A 17,711-nucleotide genomic window follows, 5' to 3' on the forward strand; every position below is an offset into this window, starting at 1 on the left:
TAACGTACCGACCTTGGTTCCTCAGCTGATCGTCCAAGATCGCCGCCCAGAAGACAGCCTCGGTTGCGGAGAGGAACAAAAGTGTTGGATCAGAAATCGCGGAGGGATCCGTATGCCTTGCCCTGGCCTGCCGGAAGCCCTCTAGGGCCACTGGCAGCATCGGTGACCTAGAAGCTTGATGATCCACTATGCTCCTCGCCTTCGCGATTCTTTTGTTCCAGAAGGCTACCGGGCGTAGGGCAAATCTTGTCGTAGCCCCAAGCTAGCCTCAGCCATGTGGTGAAGATAGATGTTGAAGCGGTAGGCAAGATGCTCGATGACCTGCTGGCCCCGGTCGAGCGCTCACCATACGAGGAACTAGAACCCGATTACGAGTACATGCCGGCACCCTGGTGCAACTGCCGGTGTCACTAACAGATTAAACTCGTGGCCATGGAAGCAGAACACACTAACGAAGACACCCAGAGCCGGAACGCCAGGCTGCCCGTGGAGTATCTATACTTCACAGTTGACGACGTGGCAGAAATGCTCTGTGTGGCCCCGAGCACCGTTCGCACGCTCCTGCGGAAGGAACGCTGGCCGCACTCGAAATTCGGTGTCCAAGTGCGCTTTACCCTCGCTGACTTGGACGCGATCCGGACTATGCACCGTGTAGATGTGGCCCTGAAGGCGCGGCCTACTCATATTGGAAGCGACCAGGCACGCCGTCGTGCTCACGCCTACAACATCAGGAACGGGCTAGTGGAGCAGAGGTACAGCCGCCCCATCCCCTAGCACGTGTTGGTTGTTTAGCTTCAGCACGGCTTTCCTCTAGATCTTCCAAATGTTCGATGTTGAAGTGCGCGTAGCCATTCGCGCGCGCATCGGACTCGTACTGATTAATGAATGCTTCGAACTTTTCTTCCGCGGTCATGGCGCAAAGCTTAACGTGGTCAACAGGGGAACGGTAGAGCAGAGATGCCTGCACCTACGAAACCAGGGCAGTAGGAGCGAATCGGAACTGCATAGACGGGCACAGGCGGCAGTTTGAGCAACCAGCCTCACGCGCCTGCTCATCAGTCAACGTTGCCGCACGATCCATGAGTACCTGACGTGTCACGCCCAAGCTCACAGCCGCTTCCTTGATGGAGCCACCGCTGCACCCTTGGAGCATGTCTGGGAGCAGCCTCCGCGCCACCTCGTAGCGAACCATCATTTCGATAGCTTCCGTTTGGTGTGTGCTGTGGCCTTGTTCGATGTGGATTTCTTCGTGGAGAACGGCGCACTTCAACTGAATAGCGTTCAGCCTGTCATCGACGTAGATGTTCACGCCGTCTGTTGCTGCTGCCATGCCATCGGGCATACGGCGACGAATGATAGGCCGGCTCGGGGCAAATGATTCCCCCATGATTTTCCCCCTGGAAAGTTTTCAGTTGTGAGACCCTGCAACAGGTAGAGACCAATCGAAGCCCGTTGCTGTGATTATGGCAGAGCGGTTAACTGTTTTCGGTTACCTCGTGGTGCAGCAATGCGGCTTTCGCGTCCGTCTTTGTTCGGAACCCGCCGAACGTGACAGCTCCGCAAGTCTCGCAGCTAGCGGCGTAGCCCTTCTGCTCGCCTTGGGCACCGTAGGTTCCTCGTTCAAAAGCTACTGACTTGTGCTTGATCGTGCTACTCATGGGAAGAAACGTATATCGAATCTTTTCCCCGAACGAAATCTATGTGGCACGGAATGGTGAATCCGAGCTGACATCCCTGAGCCTTTCAGACCAACAGGTCCGCGACCTGGTGGAACGGATGCTGAAGAGCTCTGGCCGCCGCCTGGACATGTCGTCGCCATTCGTGGATGCCGCCCTTCCGGATGGATCAAGGCTGCACGTAGTCATACCGGATGTAACGCGCCGGCACTGGGCAGTGAATATCCGGAAGTTTGTCGTGAAGGCGAGCAGGCTCGAGCACCTGGTTGAGCTCGGCACGCTGACGCCGCAGTCGGCACGGTTCCTGGGGGCGGCCGTCGCAAGTGGGCTGAACATCCTTGTGTCCGGCGCTACCCAGGCCGGAAAAACCACCATGCTGAACTGCCTGGCCGCGAGCATCGGTAGCAGGGAGCGGGTGGTCACCGTAGAGGAGATCTTTGAACTTCAATTTCCGCTACGTGATGTCGTGGGCCTGCAGTGCCGTCAGCCCAACCTGGAAGGCCAGGGCGAGATACCGCTGCGCCGGCTGGTGAAAGAAGCGCTGCGGATGCGTCCGGACCGCCTGGTGGTGGGGGAGGTCCGGGAGGCTGAGAGCCTGGACATGTTGATTGCCTTGAATTCCGGACTTCCCGGGATGTGCACTGTCCATGCGAACTCGGCCCATGACGCAGTGACCAAGATCTGTACCCTCCCGCTGCTTGCCGGTGAGAACATCTCGTCGGCGTTTGTTGTACCCACGGTCGCATCATGCATTGACCTGGTAGTGCATTGCAGCCGCCAGGCCAACGGGCGCCGCCAGGTCACCGAAGTACTGTCGCTGGGGAGAAGAGTCGAAAACGGCGTTATCGAGTCGTCGATGGTTTTCGGTATGGACGATGGGATGCTCCAGCCACGGGCCAACTCCATGCCGGCAGCTGAGAAATTTGCGCGCGCCGGCTACGACGTCGCGGCGCTGCTGGAACCGCACTGATGGCACCGCTCATGGGGGTAGTTGCCGGCGCTGGGTTCTTTCTTATTTGGTGGTCGTGTTGGGAGAATCCGCAACCGGCCGCCCGGCCGGCCAGATCAAACCGGCTGGAAGACCTTCTGGCGTCCGCCGGTATTGAGAGAGTCTCGGCGGCCGGTTTGATGGCCAGTTGCCTTGGACTGGGCCTTTTTGTGGCGCTCGTATTCTTCGCCGTCAGCCGCTCGTGGCCGATGGCGGCGTGCTTCGGCCTCTTCGGTGCCTGGCTTCCGGTCAGCGTGATCCGCTGGCGTGCCAGGAAGAGAACGGCGCTGCTCCGTCAGTTGTGGCCGGACGTCGTGGACCACCTCAGATCCGCTATCCGGGCGGGACTGTCACTGCCGGAGGCCCTCATCCAGCTCGGGGAGAAGGGTCCCGAGGAACTGCGGTACGTCTTCAGGGACTTCGGCTCGGACTACCGCGCCGGAGGCCAGTTTGATGCCTCGCTGAACAAACTCAAGGACCGGCTGGCCGATCCCGTGGCTGACCGGATCGTGGAAGCACTGAGGCTGACGCGCGAAGTCGGAGGCGCGGACCTGGGGAAACTGCTCAGCACGCTTGCGGAGTTCCTGCGGGAAAACGCCCGCACACGAAGTGAGCTTGAGGCCCGCCAGTCGTGGACCATCAACGCAGCCAGGCTGGCGGTTGCTGCTCCCTGGATCGTTATGCTGCTTCTGGCCACGAGGCCAGAGGCGGTCCAGGCGTACAACACGCCGGTGGGTGTCGCTGTTTTGCTCGGCGGCCTTGTTGTGTCCCTTGTCTGCTATTCGCTGATGCTGAGGATTGGCGCCCTCCCACCGGACGAAAGGGTTCTCAGATGACGGGCTCTCAGGCCGCGGCCACCATCTGCGGAATCGTCCTCGGAGTGGGACTGTGGCTGGTCTTCGTCCGATTGCCGATGATGCGCGCCACTACACTGGCCGAACGCATTGAACCGCAGCTGAAGTCACAAAACCTTGAGTCAAGGCTGCTGCGCGCAGCGGGGGACCAGAACGTCACACCCTTCGGCCCGCTGGAACGCATTATGAGGCCCCTGATCCGCGACGGCTTCGCGGCCCTGGGCGGGCTGAACCTGGGATCCAAGGGCCTTGCACGACGGCTCGCCCAGGCAGGCATCAACAAACCTCCGCTCGACTTCCGGGCTGAGCAACTGCTCTGGGCTGCGGCAGCCTTCAGCCTCTCGCTGTCGTTGGTGGTCCTCGGTGCCCTAGCGGGCCGTTTCAGTCCATTGCTGGCGGTCCTCGCGGTCGTTGGGAGCGGGTTCGGCGGGTTTCTGTTCCGCGACTATTGGCTTGGGATCCAGATCAGGAACCGGGAAGCCCGGATGATGGCTGAGTTCCCCAGCCTGGCCGAGTTGATGGCGCTCGCGGTCGGTGCCGGCGAAAGCGCCACCGGCGCGCTGGACCGCGTCTGCCGCAGCGCGCACGGGGAACTGGCCAAGGAGTTCTCCCGGATCCTGGCCGAAACCCGGGCCGGCAGACCACTCGTGGAGGCCATGCAAGGGTTTTCCGCCCGAACCGACCTGGGTCCGCTGATCCGGTTCGTTGACGGCATTATCGTGGCCGTGGAACGGGGGACCCCGTTGGCGGACGTACTCCGGGCCCAAGCCCAGGATGTCCGGGATACGGCCAAACGGAACCTTATGGAGTCGGCCGGTAGAAAAGAGATTGGGATGATGGTGCCGCTCGTTTTCGGTGTCCTGCCCTTGACCGTGATCTTCGCTGTTTACCCCGGCATTGCAGCCATCAGCCTTGGCTTATAAGCGGCCTCGCTGGGCAACCATAACCAGCCGGGCTGCCGGCTTTGAGAACGCGACTACTGAATAGGACGAAAGATGAAAAACTTGGGATTGCGCAGCGGATTGCAGCTTTTGGGCATCGTGGCCGGCATCTGGTGCTTAGCTCGGATAAGCCTGCAGCCGTACGGGGCGCTGCCCGCCGGGCGAAGCAGCGCAGCCTCCGAACACCCTGAGCGTGGCGACGTCCCTGGCTGGGTAATGATCACACTGATGTCGGCGGTCCTCGTGGCAGCGTTGCTGGCTTTGGCGGGTCCGGCTTTGGAGTCGATGTTCAACCAGGCCATGGACAGGGTCGGAAACTGACCATGCCCCGACGCCTTGGGCGGGACCGTCTCCGCGGTGGCAGTCCCGTTGCAGTACAAGGCCGTTTCAGGGGTGCGTCAACGGGCGAACGCGGTTCGGCCGTGGTGGACTTCGTCCTGGTGGGTGGCCTGCTCAGCATGTTTTTCCTGGCCATCATCCAACTCACCTTGGTCCTCCACGTCCGAAATACCCTGATCGACGCCGCGGCATCAGGCGCCCGTTACGGCACCTTGGCAGACAGGGGCGCCGCCGATGCCCAGGAGCGCGCCGGGGCGCTGGTTGGAATGGCACTTAACGAGGAGTTCGCCCGCGATATCAGCACCTCCGAAGTGACCTTCCAAGGCCTCCGGACGCTGGAAGTGACCATCAAGGCCCCCATGCCGGTTATCGGATTGATCGGGCCCCGGGACATGTTGGAAGTCAAGGGCCATGCCGCTGTCCAGCCCTGAAGCCATCCATTCGGCCGTAGTCCGAAGGCTGAGGTTCGCGTGTGGCCTCCCGGCCACGACCGCTCCGCCACCGGACGACACCAGGGCCATCCGGGAACAGGGGAGTGCAGTGGTGGAATTTACGTTCCTCGCGCTGCTTCTGATGGTTCCGCTCGTGTACTTCATCATTACTATGGGCCAAATACAGGGCGGATCCTTTGCCGTCGTTGGGGCGGCCGACCAGGCCGCAAAAGTGTATGTCGCCCAGCCTGACGCTGCCTCGGCGCAGCGCGCGGCCGAGCAGGCGGCCCTGGTTGCCCTCGCAGATTACGGTCATCCTGCCGACAACGCCCAAGTAACCACGAGTTGTGACCCGTCTGCCTGCCAGGCGGCCGGAACGGCGGTGACCGTGACCGTCAGTTTGATGGTGCCTCTGCCGTTTGTGCCGTTCAGTGACGAGTTCAGGCTCAACGCCAGCAACGTCGAAGCATCTTCGACCCAACTGGTTGGCAGGTTCCGGTGAAGGCAAAGAATGCCGGGGAGGACGGCCAGATGATTGTCCTCATCATCGGATATGTCCTGCTGGCACTCTTGGTGACCACTGTCGTCGTCGGCATCTCCAGTGTCTACCTGGAGCATAAGCGTCTCCTGTCCCTGGCCGACGGAGCGTCCCTGGCCGCGGCCGACAGCTTCACCCTGGGTGATGTGGGATCCGACGACGGCGGTCCCTCCACTGTCCTCGGTTCCGAACGCGTCAGGAACGTTGCCCGCGACTTCATCGGCAGAAATCCAGCCGCGGCGCGTTTCGACCGCTTGGACGTCGCCCCGGCGACAGGCAGTCCCGAGGGCTCCACCGCCGTCGTTGTCCTCACCTCTGCCGTCCATCCGCCAGTGGTGAATTTCCTCATGCCCGACGGAATCAGGATCGAAGCTTCCTCCACGGCCCGTTCCCGCCTTACGCGGTGATCGGCGGCGGGGAGTCGGGGCCTCCGGCCGGATAGCGTAGGCTTAAACAACCATGGCCAATATTGATTTTTCCGCAGAAATCCGCGCCCTTCGCGCCACCTACACCTCCATCGAGCGAGTCAGCGATGTTGAGGCACTGAAGGAAGACATCGCTGAACTCAGCGAGCGGGCCGGCGAGCCGAACCTGTGGGATGACCCTGCTGCTGCCCAGAAAATCACGTCCCGGCTCTCCCACCGCCAGTCGGAACTGGAGCGGCTCAACACCCTGGCCTCGCGGATTGACGACCTCGAAGTCCTCGTGGAGCTCGGTCAGGACGAGGACGACGCTGATTCCATGGGCGAAGCGGCCGCGGAACTCGAGTCCATCAGGAAGGCACTGAAGGAGCTCGAAATCGTCACGCTGCTCTCCGGCGAATACGACGAACGTGAAGCGGTAGTGTCCATCCGTGCCGGAGCCGGCGGGGTTGATGCAGCCGATTTCGCCGAGATGCTGATGCGGATGTACCTGCGCTGGGCGGAGCGGCACGGTTACCCGACCACCGTTATGGACACTTCATACGCCGAGGAAGCCGGGCTGAAGTCCGCCACTTTTGAGGTCAAAGCACCTTACGCCTTCGGAACGCTGAGCGTGGAGGCCGGCACCCATCGCCTGGTACGGATCAGCCCCTTCGACAACCAAGGCCGGCGCCAGACCTCCTTTGCCGCGGTCGAAGTGATCCCCCTCATCGAACAAACTGACTCCATCGACATTCCCGACAACGAGATCCGCGTCGACGTATTCCGGTCCTCGGGCCCCGGCGGACAGTCGGTCAACACCACGGACTCTGCTGTCCGCCTGACCCACATCCCCACCGGCACGGTGGTGTCGATGCAGAATGAAAAGTCCCAGCTACAGAACCGCGCGGCTGCGATGCGGGTCCTCCAGTCAAGGCTCCTGCTCCTGAAGAAGGAGCAGGAGGACGCCGAAAAGAAGGCGTTTGCCGGGGATGTCAAGGCATCCTGGGGCGACCAGATGCGCTCGTACGTCCTGAATCCGTACCAGATGGTCAAGGACCTGCGGACCGACCACGAAGTCGGCAACACGTCAGCGGTTTTCGACGGCGAGATCGATGACTTCATCGACGCCGGCATCCGGTGGCGTACTGACAACCGCAACGCCGAGAAGTAACTGTCCGGCGGTCCTCACGGCACTGATCGCGCGACACGCCCCCGGAAGCCCCTAAATACGGCGTCCGGGCTGCGTATAGTCGAGGAGCCGGAGCTCTACTTCCCCCAAACAGAAGCCCGCGCACCGGCTGCAGATCTGGGCTGCGTAACGATCAGCCGTGCCTGCAGGGTACTTAGGGTCATGATCCGATTCGAAAATGTCACCAAGGTCTACGACCAGCAGGCACGGCCCGCGCTGGATTCTGTCAACCTTGAGATCGACCGTGGCGAGTTCGCCTTCCTCGTAGGCGCTTCCGGATCCGGAAAATCCACCTTCCTGCGGCTGGTGTTGAAAGAGGACCGCGCCTCGTCCGGGGCCGTCTACGTGGCGGGGCAGAACGTTGCCAAGATCTCAAGCTGGCGGGTGCCCCGTCTCCGCCGCGGCATCGGCGTCGTCTTCCAGGACTTCCGCCTCCTGCCGCAGAAAAACGTCTTCGCCAACGTCGCCTTCGCAATGCAGGTCATCGGCAAGAGTCGCAGCGTCATCCGGGACACGGTGCCCGAGGTACTCAAGACAGTGGGGCTCGAAGGTAAGGAAAACCGGCTCCCGCACGAACTCTCCGGCGGCGAGCAGCAGCGCGTGGCCATTGCCCGTGCGGTGGTTAACCGGCCGGGCATCCTCCTGGCGGACGAGCCGACGGGAAACCTGGATCCCACGACGTCAATGGGCATCATGGGGGTGCTGGACAAGATCAACCAAAATGGCACCACAGTAGTAATGGCCACGCACGATGACGACATCGTCAATGAGATGCGCAAGCGCGTAGTGGAGTTGAAGAACGGCGTAGTCATCCGCGATGAAGCGAAGGCCCTCTACACTTCCATGATCCCGGTGGTTGGCCAGTCGCGGCGGCTTAAGGACGCCAGCGGCCGGGAGGAGCCACCGCCTGCCAGCCCTGAAGGACAACGCGATGGCTCAGGGGAGGGACAGCGATGAGGCTCGCTTTTATCCTCGGCGAGATCGGCAGCGGCCTGCGGCGGAACGTGACCATGGTCGTTTCCGTCATCCTGGTGACCTTTGTTTCCCTGACCTTCGTTGGCGCAGCCGGGATGCTCCAGCTGCAGATCAACCAGATGAAGGGCTACTGGTACGACAAGGTCCAGGTAGCGATCTTCCTTTGCAGTGACGGTTCGACGGCCGCCGGGTGCGCCGCCGGCCCGGTCACTCCAGAGCAGCAGGACAACCTGCAAAGCCTCCTGGAGTCACCGGCGGTGGCTCAGTACATCAACGATTTCCAGTTTGAGTCCAAGGAAGAGGCGTACAAGCACTTCAAGGACCAGTTCTCCAATTCCCCAATTGTTGACTCTGTCACGCCTGACCAGCTTCCGGCCTCCTTCCGGATCAACATGAAGGATCCGGAAAAGTACCAGATCATCAGCGAGACCTTTTCGTCCCAGCCCGGCGTCGAGACTGTTATTGACCAGCGCCAGTTGCTGGAACGGCTCTTCTCCGCCATGAATGCCGCTTCCCTCGTGGCTGTCAGCGTCGCGGGCGTCATGATTGTCTGTGCCATCCTCCTGATCGCTACCACTATCCGTCTCTCGGCGTTCAGCCGACGCCGCGAAACGGGCATCATGCGCCTCGTGGGCGCCTCCAAAACAGTCATCCAGCTGCCGTTCATCCTCGAAGGTGTCATTGCTGCCGTGATCGGCGCTGCGCTGGCGTCCGGAACGCTGTGGGCCGTGGCGCACTTCTTCCTGGGGGAGTACCTGTCCAAGCAGTACCCGGACACGGCCTTCATCTCGCCGGCGCAGACACTCATCCTTGCGCCCGCCTTGCTGATCCTTGGCGGATCCTTGGCAGGAATTTCGTCTCTCTTGACCTTGCGCAGATATTTGAGGGTTTAGGCTGTGCAAACCGACCAAGGAAAGCTTATGACTGGCATGAATCGTACTTCCCGCGCGCCCGGCAAAACCGGCAACCGCCAGCCGCGCCGCGCCGGCATCATCAGCGGTGTCCTGGCGCTTGTCCTGGCGGCAAGCCTGGGCGCTTCAACGCCGGCAGCTTTCGCCGACGAACTGGAAGACAAGCAGGCCGCCCTCGAAGCCGAGGCCGCCCGGGTTCAGCAGTCCCTTGAATTTGTTGACTCGCGGATAGCCAAAGCCGCGGGCGACCTTGTGATCTACCAGGGCCAGCTTCCCGGCGCCCAACAGGCACTTCTTGAAGCCCAGGGCAGGGTTGCCAGCGCCGTCAAGGAAGTCGAGGCGCTCTCAGCGCGGGTGGACCTGGCACAGCAGAACAAGGCCAAGATCACGCAACAGCTGGAGACAGACAAGCAGAAGATAGCGGACACAAAGAAGCTGATCGGCCAGATTGCTACGCAGGCGTACAAGTCCGGCGGGGTTCCCTCCAACCTCACGCTCTTCTTCGGATCCAACGCAGGCGGGAGCCTGACCGATACGATGGACCTCGCCGACCAGGCCATGCGCAGCCAAAACTCGGCCATGGACAAGCTGTCCCAGCAGAACGCCACCAACGTCAATTCCCAGGCTCGGCTTGCGGCAGTTGAAGCGGAGATCCAGGACCTGAAAGCCAAGGCCGACGCGGCGCTCGAGCGGGAAAAGGCGGCCCGCGACGAAGCCGCCGCCAAGAAGGCGCAGGTTGACCAGCTGATCGCCGACACCACCCGGCTGGATGCCGAACTCCAGGCCGCACGGCCAGGCATTCAGAGCCAACTGGCAGCCGTCGAGGCCAGCCAGAACGCAGTCGCCAACGAGATTGCCGAGCGTGACCGCAGGCTGCGGGAAGCCTGGGAAGCAGAACAACGTCGCCGTGCTGAGGCGGCGGCAGCAGCCGCCGCGGCAGCGGCCGCTGCAGCGGGCCAAGCTGCCCCGCCGCAGGCGCCCTACGCTCCGGTGACCGGGTCGCCGTCGGCGTTTGGCCTGCGGCACCCCTTCGCCGGCTCCGTGCCCATCACGTCCGGCTTCGGTTGGCGGGCCACTCCGCCGGGAACCATCGACTTCTACGGCACCGGCGGTTACATGCACACCGGCATAGACTTCGGAGCAGCGTGCGGCACCCCGGTCTATGCGGCCGCGGCCGGTGAGGTCTTTTCCTCCGGCTGGAACTCAGCCGACGGCGGCGGATGGCGGGTAAAGCTTTCCCACGGTGTGATGGAAGGCAACTCCCTGACCACCATCTACTACCACAACAGCAGCATCGCCGTCTCCAACGGCCAGAGGGTCTCCCAAGGCCAGCTCATTGCCTACTCGGGCAACACAGGGAACTCCACAGGCTGCCATGCACACTTCGAGACCTGGCTGAACGGCGCAGCGGTCGATCCGATGCGGCTGCTGTAACGCCGCTCCGCAGCTGCCGTACACTGGTATGACTTCGCGCCGGAACGGCCGGAGCCACTGACGATCCAAGAACCGAGGAGTTCCACCGTGCCCAAAGAAAGTGGCCGTAAAGTGGTGGCCACCAACCGCAAGGCCCGGCATGACTACCACGTGCTGGACACCTATGAGGCGGGAATAGCCCTCATGGGAACAGAGGTCAAGTCGCTTCGCGAGGGCCACGCGTCCATGGTCGATGGCTTCTGCACCTTCTACAACGACGAGTTGTGGATGGAGGGCATCCACATCCCGGAATATAACCAGGGAAGCTGGACCAACCATGCTGCCCGCAGGCGCCGGAAGCTGCTCCTCCACCGCGAGGAACTGATCAAGATTTCGCACAAGATCAGGGAGTCCGGGTTCACCATCGTCCCGCTCCAGCTGTACTTCGTCGACGGCCGTGCCAAGGTGGAGATCGGGGTCGCCCGCGGTAAGCGGGAATACGACAAGCGACAGAGCCTGCGTGAGCAGCAGGACAACCGTGAGGCACTGCGCGAGATCCGGGAACGCAACCGGAGGTAGCGCGCCGCGGGGTGGAATGATTTCCACCGGCTGTGCGTTATGATTGGTAGTCCGGCAGGCATTGGGACGCAAGACCTGACCTGCCGGGTTTGATAACAAAATACGGGGATGATCGGTTTCGACGATGTTAGTCGCGACAGGTGAAGCGGGCCGAGGATGCAGAATTATCTCGTAAACGCTGTCTGCAAACCAATAAGTGCCGAATCTAAGCGCACTGACTTCGCTCTTGCTGCCTAAGCAGTAAGACAGTCCGTCAGCCCGAGGTTGCTATTGCCCCGGAACCTGGCGTCATTTAGATAGCCACTGCTGTTTGCCTCCGTCATCGGGGCAAACGGGACTCTTAGATGACTGGGCCCGGATCAGCCAGCTGTTTGCAGCATGGCTGGGGCCGAGAAAATCCGACGCAAACTGCGCCCGGAGAAGCCCTGACAACACGACATCGGACGGGGGTTCAATTCCCCCCATCTCCACATTTTGCGATGCCGCAAGGCACGCAGAACGGCCCGGACCTTGGTCCGGGCCGTTCTGCGTTAAGCGCAATGCAGCAGCTGACGCTGTCATTTCCCCCCGTTCACCCACGGCGTAGACACGCAGGGAGTAGGACGGCAGGCCGAATGGTTGAGACAAATAGGACCAGCAGCCAGTCCGGACCAATCGGCTGCCATAACTCCAGGAGGTGGGCCATGGACCAGGTGCGGAAGCCCGGTTCACCAGCGTCCGACGACGGGCCTCTGGACTCGTACTCGGAGACGGTCATGCGCGTGGCCGAGACAGTCACCCCACACGTTGCCGCCATTGAAATGACGGGAAACCGCCGTAATGGACGCTTTCGTGTGGGCGCCGGATCGGCGGTGCTGTTCACGGAGGACGGTTACTTGCTGACAAACTCCCACGTAGTGGCCGGCACCCGCCAAGGCAACGCTGTTTTCGCGGACGGTGCCCGCACCGACCTGGAGCTGGTGGGCGCCGATCCATTGTCCGATCTTGCCGTTGTGCGCGGCCGCGCGCCCAAAGTCCCTCCCGCCGAGTTCGGCGACGCGGAAACCCTGCGGGTGGGGCAGCTCGTCGTTGCGGTGGGGAACCCGCTGGGGCTGGCCGGATCCGTGACTGCTGGCGTCGTCAGCGGCCTGGGCAGGGCCATCCCAGTCTGGGCAGGAGGCAACCGGAGGGTGATCGAGGACGTTATCCAAACGGATGCGGCCCTGAACGCCGGGAGTTCCGGCGGTGCGCTGGCGGACACCCACGGGCGGATTGTCGGCATCAATACAGCGGTGGCCGGTGCCGGGCTGGGGCTGGCGGTGCCCATCAATGCAACCACGCGAAGGATCATCGCGGCGTTGCTGGCTGACGGGCGCGTTCGCCGGGCCTACCTTGGTGTCGTCAGCACGCCCATCCGCCTAAATGCCAGTGCCGTGGTCCGGACAGGGCAGCGGGACGGGCTGCGCGTGGTGGAGGTCCTGGCAGGTTCGCCCGCGGACCGGGCAGGCCTGGCGGCGGGTGACATCATCCTGACAGCAGGCGGCCGTCCCGTCAGCAACGCTGAAAGCCTGCAGAAGCTGCTGTTCGCCGATGCTATCGGCCAGCCCCTGCGGATTGCGGTGCTGAGGGACGGCAAAGAAACTGACCTTGTTGCCGTGCCCGAAGAAATGGCGGCTAACGGGTAGTGGCCGCTACCGGCGCTTCTTCAGGTGCGCGACCGGATCCTGCGGGCCGTCAATGGGGCTCTTGGCCTTCTTTTCGGCGCGTTTCTCTTTGATGGTCTTGACCGGCTTCTTGGACAGATTCTGGTGAGGTGTCTTGTCAGGCATGGCGTGCTCCCTTATTAGGCGGGACGGCGTACGTCCCATCTCGTAAATTACGCCTGATTCGCCCTTAAGGAAATGCCCGGATTCAGTCCGGGACGGCGACGTCCGCGATGCCCACAAACCGGGTCCCAACGCCGTCGAACTCGCTGCGGACAAAGCCCGGACGTGGGGGCGGCAGCTCACTGGGAGCATGGTGACCGCAGCTGACATAGGTAAACTCGGGCCACCATTTCTTGGGCCGCGCCGCTTCCTCGTAGCCGCACACGGCACATTCCAGATGAACCCACACAGGACGCTTCCCGGTGCGGTTTGCCCTCGATTGGACAAGCCAGGGCGGCGGGTTGTCCAGGATTTCGCCGAGGTCGGCTTCCGTCAGCCATTTTGGGATGCCATGGCGTTGGGCCATCTCCAGGGGTACATCGAGGGCAATTGCCGCGTCACGTCTGCTAATCATCACAGTCAACGATACGGGACTGCGTTAGAGGCCGCCGCCGCCCACCAGGCAACCGGAAGCACAGAGTGCGCTGATTCAGCTAGGACGCAAGGGCGATGCCCACAGCAGCAGCGGCGAATCCCGCGAGTAGATTGGCCGCCACGTTCCAGGCTGCCGCGGCAATCCGGGATTCAGCCAGCAGCCTGATGGTGGCGGTTGTCCACGAACTAAAAGTAGTCAGGGCGCCGGCGAGGCCAGTTGCCACAGCGGCATGGAGGTCTTCGGGCAGTCCCAGCCGTCCTGTCATTCCAACGGAGAGCCCTATGATCAGGCACCCGGCTACGTTGACCACCAGGGTGGCCCACGGCCAGTGCTGCGGCGTCCGATCGGCGGCGTCCTTGGTGCGCGGTCCCGTGGAGGTAGCGGCGGGCCGATGAGCGAACCAGCTGTCCACGGCGAAGCGCAGCAGAGCACCGGCCACGCCGAAGACTCCTACCAGCATGGCGGCGATCACGCAGGGGCTCCGGAGCGGTCGGCCAGCACTTTGCCCGTCCTCCAGCCAGCGGCCGCGGCGCCGAACCCCAGCAGAAGTGAAAGGCCGAGGTACGCAATCCACACCAAGTGGAGGTTGGCACGGGAGAACTGATCCACCGCGAACACCACTGCGGAAAACGTCGTGAAGGATCCCAGCAGACCGGGCCCGAGCCCCGCCCGGAGCCAGAAAGCCGTGCGGGGCCTTGCGATCCAGAACGTAGTCAGGGCGGCCAGGACAAAGCTCCCGGCCACGTTGATGCCCAGCGTGGTCCAGGGCATCATTCCCGCGGCATCAGGGAAGGCCAGGCCCAGGCCGTACCGGAGTTCGGTCCCGAGGAGTCCGCCGCCGGCCACCGCCAGCCATGCACGCCAGCCAGGTGCCCCAGTGCCGGCCATTCAGCCGTTTCCGAGGACGCAGCCGGCGTGCGGCGCGTCGCTGTGCACCCACAAGGCCGAGGTGATTTCATCAGCGAGGTCATACTCCCGAGTCTTCCCCGCGGAGCTGATTCGCACTACAAGTGCCCCGCCGAATGGCTTGCGGCCCACTACCTCCACCTCGGCGTCGAGGTCGATTTCCTCGGCAGACAAGTACCGGAGCAAGTCAGGGTTCTCATCGCTGATTCGGGTGATCCGGCCGGTGTGTCCCTGATCCAATTCATTCATCAGGTGGGCGTGCGGCATCCGGACCGTGCCATCGGCGCCGGGGATGGGGTCGCCGTGGGGATCCCGAAGTGGATTTCCCAGTTTCGCCGCCATCCGCTCTATAAATGTGTCCGAGACGGCGTGTTCGAGATGCTCGGCCTCATCATGGACCTCATCCCAGCTGTAGCCAAGTTGTTGGACCAGATAGGTTTCGATCAGCCGGTGCCGCCTGACCATGGAGAGCGCAAGCCTCACGCCGGCGTCGGTGAGGGTGATTGCGCTGTACGGCTTGTGGTCCACCAGGCCCTGGTCCTTGAGCTTGCGGACCATCTCGGACACGGAGGAGTTTGCCACACCCAGCCGTTGCGCAAGTTGGGAGGAGGTAATGGGTTTGTCCTGCCACTCCGTGAAGGAGTAGATGACCTTGACGTAGTCCTCGATGGAGGAGGAGGGCGCGCTGGTCTTCACGACACCAAGCCTACCCGTTGCGCGGAGGGCGTCACGCTTTTGCGGCCCGCCATGTCAGGGTGAGGTAGGGCAGTCCCAGGCCCGCCCCGGGGGAGTGTCCCAGATGGTCGTGGAGGTACCAGTCCAGGTTCGCGAGGACCTTGGCGCGGGTGGTATCGCCGGAACGGAGGTAGTAGCTCCGCGACTTGGCAAGCTCCATGATCTCTGTCGTGGTGAGCGCGTCTTCCCAGCGGGTGACATGGCTTTCCAGCTCCACGAATTCCGGTCCCAAGGGCGGCTGGAAGTGCGGCCGGTAGACATCCCCGGCGTGCATGATGCGGGAAAGCCGGTGAACCCAAGGGACTGAAGTGTCCAACTGGTTCCAGATCAGCCCCAACCTTCCGCCGGCGCGGAGAACCCGTGAAAGCTCCGTACTGGCGGCCAGTGGATCGCACCAGTGCCATGCCTGCGCCACGCTGACGACGTCGAATGAGGACTCCGCGAATCCCGTCGCCTCGGCAGTGCCCACACTGGCCGCAACACCGGGGTGCAGGATCCGCAACTGGTCGAGCATGTCTGCGGAGGGGTCCACGGCGGAAACGGACAATCCGCGGTCGAGCAGCAGGACCGTGAATTTTCCGGTGCCGGCTCCCACGTCCAGGGCATCCCGGGCCCCCGCCGGAATAAGCCAGTCGGCCGAATCGCCGGGGTAACCGGGGCGCACGCGTTCGTAGTGTTCGCCTCCGTCCTGGAAGCTCTGACCAAGCTCCTGACGGCGTACGTCGTCAAGTTTGGGGCCACCCCGTGCCACGTGCAGCCTCCTTCGCCAGATGCCCTTGGGTATCCTTCGAATTTACCGCATGAGCCGGGTAACCCGGGTCAGTCGTCGATGCAGGGGGCAGCGCCTGCCGTGCCAGGCGTATTGGGTGCCCAGTCCGGGTATTTGCGGGTGTCGTTAGCCGGAACCCAGCGGCCCGAGTCAACCACATAGTCCCAGCCCAGGCCGGTTCGGCGGAGTTCCTCGATGCCAGCCAGCAGACGCTGGGCGTCTTCGAGGCGGGACCCAACGCCGAAGCTTGCCCGCAGGGAGCCGGACGGGAGGCCCAGGCGCTTCAGCAGGGGGTGGGCACAGAACCGGCCGTCGCGGAGGCCTACGCCGTGTTCTGCTGACAGGTAGGCAGCCACCAGGCCGGCGTCGTAGCCTTCCACCGAGAAGTTCACTACGCCGATGGTGTCGGTGTCCGGATCGGTGTCCTTGAAGATCTGGTGTACCGTCACGCCTTCGATCTTCTGCAGACCCTCCACCAGGAACGACCGGATAGCCGACTCGTGGGCGTGCCACCGGTCCTGATCCAGCGATGCGATGACCTGGGTGGCGCGAGCCAGTGTGGCGGCGCCCAGGACATTGGGCGAACCGCCCTCGTGCCGGGCTGGGCCGGTGGCCCAGCTGACGCCGTCGAGCCTGGCCTCCCGCACCGCGCCGCCACCGGCAAGATGCGGCGTGCCCGCGTCGAGCCAGTCCGACCGCCCCACGAGGACGCCTGCGCCGAAGGGCGCGTAGAGCTTGTGGCCCGAGAAAGCGAGGTAGTCGACGTCGTCGGCGCTGATGTTGATCCGGCGATGCGGCGCGAGCTGCGCGGCATCGACGACAATCCGGGCGCCGTGCTGGTGGGCAAGGGCGGCGAGGGCACGGATGGGCAGGATTTCGCCGGTGACGTTGGAGGCGCCCGTGACGGCGAGCAGGCTGATTCCGCCCTGTTCCAGTTCGGCACCGAGGGCCTCGATGGTGCCGGCCACGGTGTCGGCCGCAACGACGCTGCGGTGCGGGACGCCCTGCCACGGCAGGAGGTTGGCGTGGTGCTCGATGTCGAGGTACAAAACCTCCCCCGTGGGGCGGCCGTCCGCGGACGGAAGGCACCCGGCGAGGAGGTTCAGGGAGTCCGTGGTGTTCCTGGTGAAGATGACGGAGTCACCGAGCCGGCCTCCCACGAAGTCACGCACGATGTTCCGGGCGTTCTCGTAGACGGACGTGCTGATCTGGGATGCGTAGCCGGCGCCGCGGTGGACGCTTGCGTAGAACGGCAGGATCTCGTTGAGGTAGGCGGAGACAACCGAGAGGGCCGGGGCGGAGGCGCCGTAGTCCAGGTTGGCGTAACGCACGTGGCCGCCCTGGATCAGCGGGGCCTGGATTTCGGCGCCGGTGACGGCGGAAAGCGGCCGTCCGGCAACGGCGAGCCGTTCGCTGAACAGGGCTGCGGTGTCGTTTGCGGCCAGGGTACGGACGGCGGAGTTGGGGGAGACGGTGGCTGTTGTCACAGAGACCTCACTTTAGAGGGACTCCCTGTCCCGGGAATCCGCGCTTGCCGGGTCCGTTCCGGACCGGCCTGGTCGTCACCCGGGGCACCCCACCGCGAATGGAGGGTTGCCGGCCAGCAAACCGGGGTTTCGCGCTGGCACTCGTGACCTGTTAAGAGCGTAGAACATGGGCGGGGCGGGCAGGAAGCCCGTCCGAATGTTAAGGCTTTTGTTACGCGCGGATGGAAATACCCATGGTTATCCGAAGATACGACGGCGGACGCCCCCATCAGGAGGCGTCCGCCGTTGATAATTCG

The 17,711-nt window shown here is 63.2% G+C and carries 22 protein-coding genes, 1 other RNA gene and 1 riboswitch; of the genes, 15 read left to right on the forward strand and 8 right to left on the reverse strand.

All coding sequences use genetic code 11. The features are described from left to right. The first annotated feature begins 432 nt into the window (after positions 1 to 432). Positions 433 to 774, forward strand: a complete 342-nt coding sequence (locus V9L17_RS07705; protein ID WP_337351010.1) for a helix-turn-helix domain-containing protein — start codon at positions 433 to 435, stop codon at positions 772 to 774. A gap of 193 nt (positions 775 to 967) precedes the next feature. Here the strand turns inward: V9L17_RS07705 and V9L17_RS07710 are convergent, their stop codons facing one another. Continuing rightward, positions 968 to 1,330, reverse strand: a complete 363-nt coding sequence (locus V9L17_RS07710) for a hypothetical protein (protein ID WP_337351011.1) — start codon at positions 1,328 to 1,330, stop codon at positions 968 to 970. Positions 1,331 to 1,656: 326 nt separating this feature from the next. Between V9L17_RS07710 and V9L17_RS07715 the strand changes: the two genes are divergently transcribed. The 14 genes from V9L17_RS07715 to V9L17_RS07780 all read left to right on the forward strand — a co-directional run bounded on the left by V9L17_RS07715 (position 1,657) and on the right by V9L17_RS07780 (position 12,902). After that, the gene (locus V9L17_RS07715) at positions 1,657 to 2,646 is read left to right on the forward strand and encodes a CpaF family protein (RefSeq protein WP_337351012.1); all 990 of its coding nucleotides are present in this window, start codon (positions 1,657 to 1,659) and stop codon (positions 2,644 to 2,646) included. Next, positions 2,646 to 3,500 (forward strand): type II secretion system F family protein, encoded by an 855-nt coding sequence (locus V9L17_RS07720; RefSeq protein WP_337351013.1) that lies wholly within the window; start codon positions 2,646 to 2,648, stop codon positions 3,498 to 3,500. The genes V9L17_RS07715 and V9L17_RS07720 overlap by 1 nt, the downstream gene beginning before the upstream one ends. Next, on the forward strand, positions 3,497 to 4,441 hold the full coding sequence (locus V9L17_RS07725; protein WP_337345798.1) for a type II secretion system F family protein: 945 nt from the start codon (positions 3,497 to 3,499) through the stop codon (positions 4,439 to 4,441). The genes V9L17_RS07720 and V9L17_RS07725 overlap by 4 nt, the downstream gene beginning before the upstream one ends. 72 nt (positions 4,442 to 4,513) lie before the next feature. After that, entirely contained in the window at positions 4,514 to 4,780 is a 267-nt protein-coding gene (locus V9L17_RS07730) for a hypothetical protein (protein WP_337351014.1), read from the forward strand. Then, positions 4,777 to 5,229 carry a TadE family protein gene (locus V9L17_RS07735; protein ID WP_443198019.1) on the forward strand — a complete coding sequence of 151 codons (453 nt, stop codon included), beginning with the start codon at positions 4,777 to 4,779 and terminating at the stop codon, positions 5,227 to 5,229. The genes V9L17_RS07730 and V9L17_RS07735 overlap by 4 nt, the downstream gene beginning before the upstream one ends. Then, the gene (locus V9L17_RS07740) at positions 5,210 to 5,731 is read left to right on the forward strand and encodes a hypothetical protein (RefSeq protein WP_337351016.1); all 522 of its coding nucleotides are present in this window, start codon (positions 5,210 to 5,212) and stop codon (positions 5,729 to 5,731) included. The genes V9L17_RS07735 and V9L17_RS07740 overlap by 20 nt, the downstream gene beginning before the upstream one ends. Positions 5,732 to 5,760: 29 nt before the next feature. Next, entirely contained in the window at positions 5,761 to 6,174 is a 414-nt protein-coding gene (locus V9L17_RS07745) for a pilus assembly protein TadG-related protein (RefSeq protein ID WP_337345939.1), read from the forward strand. A 52-nt stretch (positions 6,175 to 6,226) separates the two neighbouring features. Beyond that, the gene (gene prfB / locus V9L17_RS07750; protein WP_337345802.1) at positions 6,227 to 7,342 is read left to right on the forward strand and encodes a peptide chain release factor 2; all 1,116 of its coding nucleotides are present in this window, start codon (positions 6,227 to 6,229) and stop codon (positions 7,340 to 7,342) included. 180 nt (positions 7,343 to 7,522) lie between these two features. After that, positions 7,523 to 8,317, forward strand: coding sequence for a cell division ATP-binding protein FtsE (ftsE, locus tag V9L17_RS07755; protein WP_337351017.1), 795 nt, complete (start codon positions 7,523 to 7,525; stop codon positions 8,315 to 8,317). Next, positions 8,314 to 9,228, forward strand: coding sequence for a permease-like cell division protein FtsX (gene ftsX / locus V9L17_RS07760; RefSeq protein ID WP_337345804.1), 915 nt, complete (start codon positions 8,314 to 8,316; stop codon positions 9,226 to 9,228). The genes ftsE and ftsX overlap by 4 nt, the downstream gene beginning before the upstream one ends. 36 nt (positions 9,229 to 9,264) lie before the next feature. After that, positions 9,265 to 10,680, forward strand: coding sequence for a peptidoglycan DD-metalloendopeptidase family protein (locus tag V9L17_RS07765; RefSeq protein ID WP_337351038.1), 1,416 nt, complete (start codon positions 9,265 to 9,267; stop codon positions 10,678 to 10,680). A gap of 87 nt (positions 10,681 to 10,767) precedes the next feature. Beyond that, complete coding sequence (smpB, locus tag V9L17_RS07770) at positions 10,768 to 11,238, forward strand: SsrA-binding protein SmpB (protein WP_066292645.1); 471 nt, start codon at positions 10,768 to 10,770, stop codon at positions 11,236 to 11,238. A gap of 104 nt (positions 11,239 to 11,342) precedes the next feature. Next, positions 11,343 to 11,711: a transfer-messenger RNA gene (gene ssrA, locus V9L17_RS07775) on the forward strand. A 210-nt stretch (positions 11,712 to 11,921) separates the two neighbouring features. Next, positions 11,922 to 12,902 carry a S1C family serine protease gene (locus V9L17_RS07780; RefSeq protein WP_337345805.1) on the forward strand — a complete coding sequence of 327 codons (981 nt, stop codon included), beginning with the start codon at positions 11,922 to 11,924 and terminating at the stop codon, positions 12,900 to 12,902. A 6-nt stretch (positions 12,903 to 12,908) separates the two neighbouring features. Here V9L17_RS07780 and V9L17_RS07785 read toward each other — a convergent pair whose 3' ends face one another. The 7 genes from V9L17_RS07785 to V9L17_RS07815 form a co-directional block, all read right to left on the reverse strand. Next, complete coding sequence (locus V9L17_RS07785) at positions 12,909 to 13,046, reverse strand: hypothetical protein (RefSeq protein ID WP_310161748.1); 138 nt, start codon at positions 13,044 to 13,046, stop codon at positions 12,909 to 12,911. 82 nt (positions 13,047 to 13,128) lie between these two features. Continuing rightward, positions 13,129 to 13,497: a hypothetical protein gene (locus V9L17_RS07790; RefSeq protein WP_337345806.1), complete on the reverse strand. Its 369-nt coding sequence runs from the start codon at positions 13,495 to 13,497 to the stop codon at positions 13,129 to 13,131. Positions 13,498 to 13,576: 79 nt separating this feature from the next. Further along, positions 13,577 to 13,990, reverse strand: a complete 414-nt coding sequence (locus tag V9L17_RS07795) for a fluoride efflux transporter FluC (RefSeq protein ID WP_337351018.1) — start codon at positions 13,988 to 13,990, stop codon at positions 13,577 to 13,579. Further along, complete coding sequence (locus V9L17_RS07800) at positions 13,987 to 14,406, reverse strand: fluoride efflux transporter FluC (protein ID WP_337351019.1); 420 nt, start codon at positions 14,404 to 14,406, stop codon at positions 13,987 to 13,989. Before V9L17_RS07800 ends, V9L17_RS07795 begins: the two co-directional genes overlap by 4 nt. Continuing rightward, positions 14,407 to 15,120: a metal-dependent transcriptional regulator gene (locus V9L17_RS07805; protein WP_337345808.1), complete on the reverse strand. Its 714-nt coding sequence runs from the start codon at positions 15,118 to 15,120 to the stop codon at positions 14,407 to 14,409. A 31-nt stretch (positions 15,121 to 15,151) separates the two neighbouring features. After that, on the reverse strand, positions 15,152 to 15,910 hold the full coding sequence (locus tag V9L17_RS07810; RefSeq protein ID WP_337351020.1) for a class I SAM-dependent methyltransferase: 759 nt from the start codon (positions 15,908 to 15,910) through the stop codon (positions 15,152 to 15,154). Between the two features lie 68 nt (positions 15,911 to 15,978). Further along, the gene (locus V9L17_RS07815) at positions 15,979 to 17,415 is read right to left on the reverse strand and encodes an aminotransferase class V-fold PLP-dependent enzyme (RefSeq protein WP_443198017.1); all 1,437 of its coding nucleotides are present in this window, start codon (positions 17,413 to 17,415) and stop codon (positions 15,979 to 15,981) included. Between the two features lie 35 nt (positions 17,416 to 17,450). Next, positions 17,451 to 17,564, reverse strand: a riboswitch (SAM riboswitch). Between the last annotated feature and the right edge of the window lie 147 nt (positions 17,565 to 17,711).

Origin of the sequence: Pseudarthrobacter sp. CCNWLW207 (assembly GCF_037203945.1) — a bacterium.
Taxonomy (GTDB): Bacteria; Actinomycetota; Actinomycetes; order Actinomycetales; family Micrococcaceae; genus Arthrobacter.

What these genes read in the sequence shown, in the direction of transcription:
- V9L17_RS07705 (WP_337351010.1), top strand. Translation starts at nt 433, where the DNA reads ATGGAAGCAGAACACACTAACGAAGACACCCAGAGCCGGAACGCCAGG.
- V9L17_RS07710 (WP_337351011.1), bottom strand. Translation starts at nt 1,330, where the DNA reads ATGGCAGCAGCAACAGACGGCGTGAACATCTACGTCGATGACAGGCTG.
- V9L17_RS07715 (WP_337351012.1), top strand. Translation starts at nt 1,657, where the DNA reads ATGGGAAGAAACGTATATCGAATCTTTTCCCCGAACGAAATCTATGTG.
- V9L17_RS07720 (WP_337351013.1), top strand. Translation starts at nt 2,646, where the DNA reads ATGGCACCGCTCATGGGGGTAGTTGCCGGCGCTGGGTTCTTTCTTATT.
- V9L17_RS07725 (WP_337345798.1), top strand. Translation starts at nt 3,497, where the DNA reads ATGACGGGCTCTCAGGCCGCGGCCACCATCTGCGGAATCGTCCTCGGA.
- V9L17_RS07730 (WP_337351014.1), top strand. Translation starts at nt 4,514, where the DNA reads ATGAAAAACTTGGGATTGCGCAGCGGATTGCAGCTTTTGGGCATCGTG.
- V9L17_RS07740 (WP_337351016.1), top strand. Translation starts at nt 5,210, where the DNA reads ATGCCGCTGTCCAGCCCTGAAGCCATCCATTCGGCCGTAGTCCGAAGG.
- V9L17_RS07745 (WP_337345939.1), top strand. Translation starts at nt 5,761, where the DNA reads ATGATTGTCCTCATCATCGGATATGTCCTGCTGGCACTCTTGGTGACC.
- prfB (WP_337345802.1), top strand. Translation starts at nt 6,227, where the DNA reads ATGGCCAATATTGATTTTTCCGCAGAAATCCGCGCCCTTCGCGCCACC.
- ftsE (WP_337351017.1), top strand. Translation starts at nt 7,523, where the DNA reads ATGATCCGATTCGAAAATGTCACCAAGGTCTACGACCAGCAGGCACGG.
- ftsX (WP_337345804.1), top strand. Translation starts at nt 8,314, where the DNA reads ATGAGGCTCGCTTTTATCCTCGGCGAGATCGGCAGCGGCCTGCGGCGG.
- V9L17_RS07765 (WP_337351038.1), top strand. Translation starts at nt 9,265, where the DNA reads ATGAATCGTACTTCCCGCGCGCCCGGCAAAACCGGCAACCGCCAGCCG.
- V9L17_RS07780 (WP_337345805.1), top strand. Translation starts at nt 11,922, where the DNA reads ATGGACCAGGTGCGGAAGCCCGGTTCACCAGCGTCCGACGACGGGCCT.
- V9L17_RS07785 (WP_310161748.1), bottom strand. Translation starts at nt 13,046, where the DNA reads ATGCCTGACAAGACACCTCACCAGAATCTGTCCAAGAAGCCGGTCAAG.
- V9L17_RS07790 (WP_337345806.1), bottom strand. Translation starts at nt 13,497, where the DNA reads ATGATTAGCAGACGTGACGCGGCAATTGCCCTCGATGTACCCCTGGAG.
- V9L17_RS07800 (WP_337351019.1), bottom strand. Translation starts at nt 14,406, where the DNA reads ATGGCCGGCACTGGGGCACCTGGCTGGCGTGCATGGCTGGCGGTGGCC.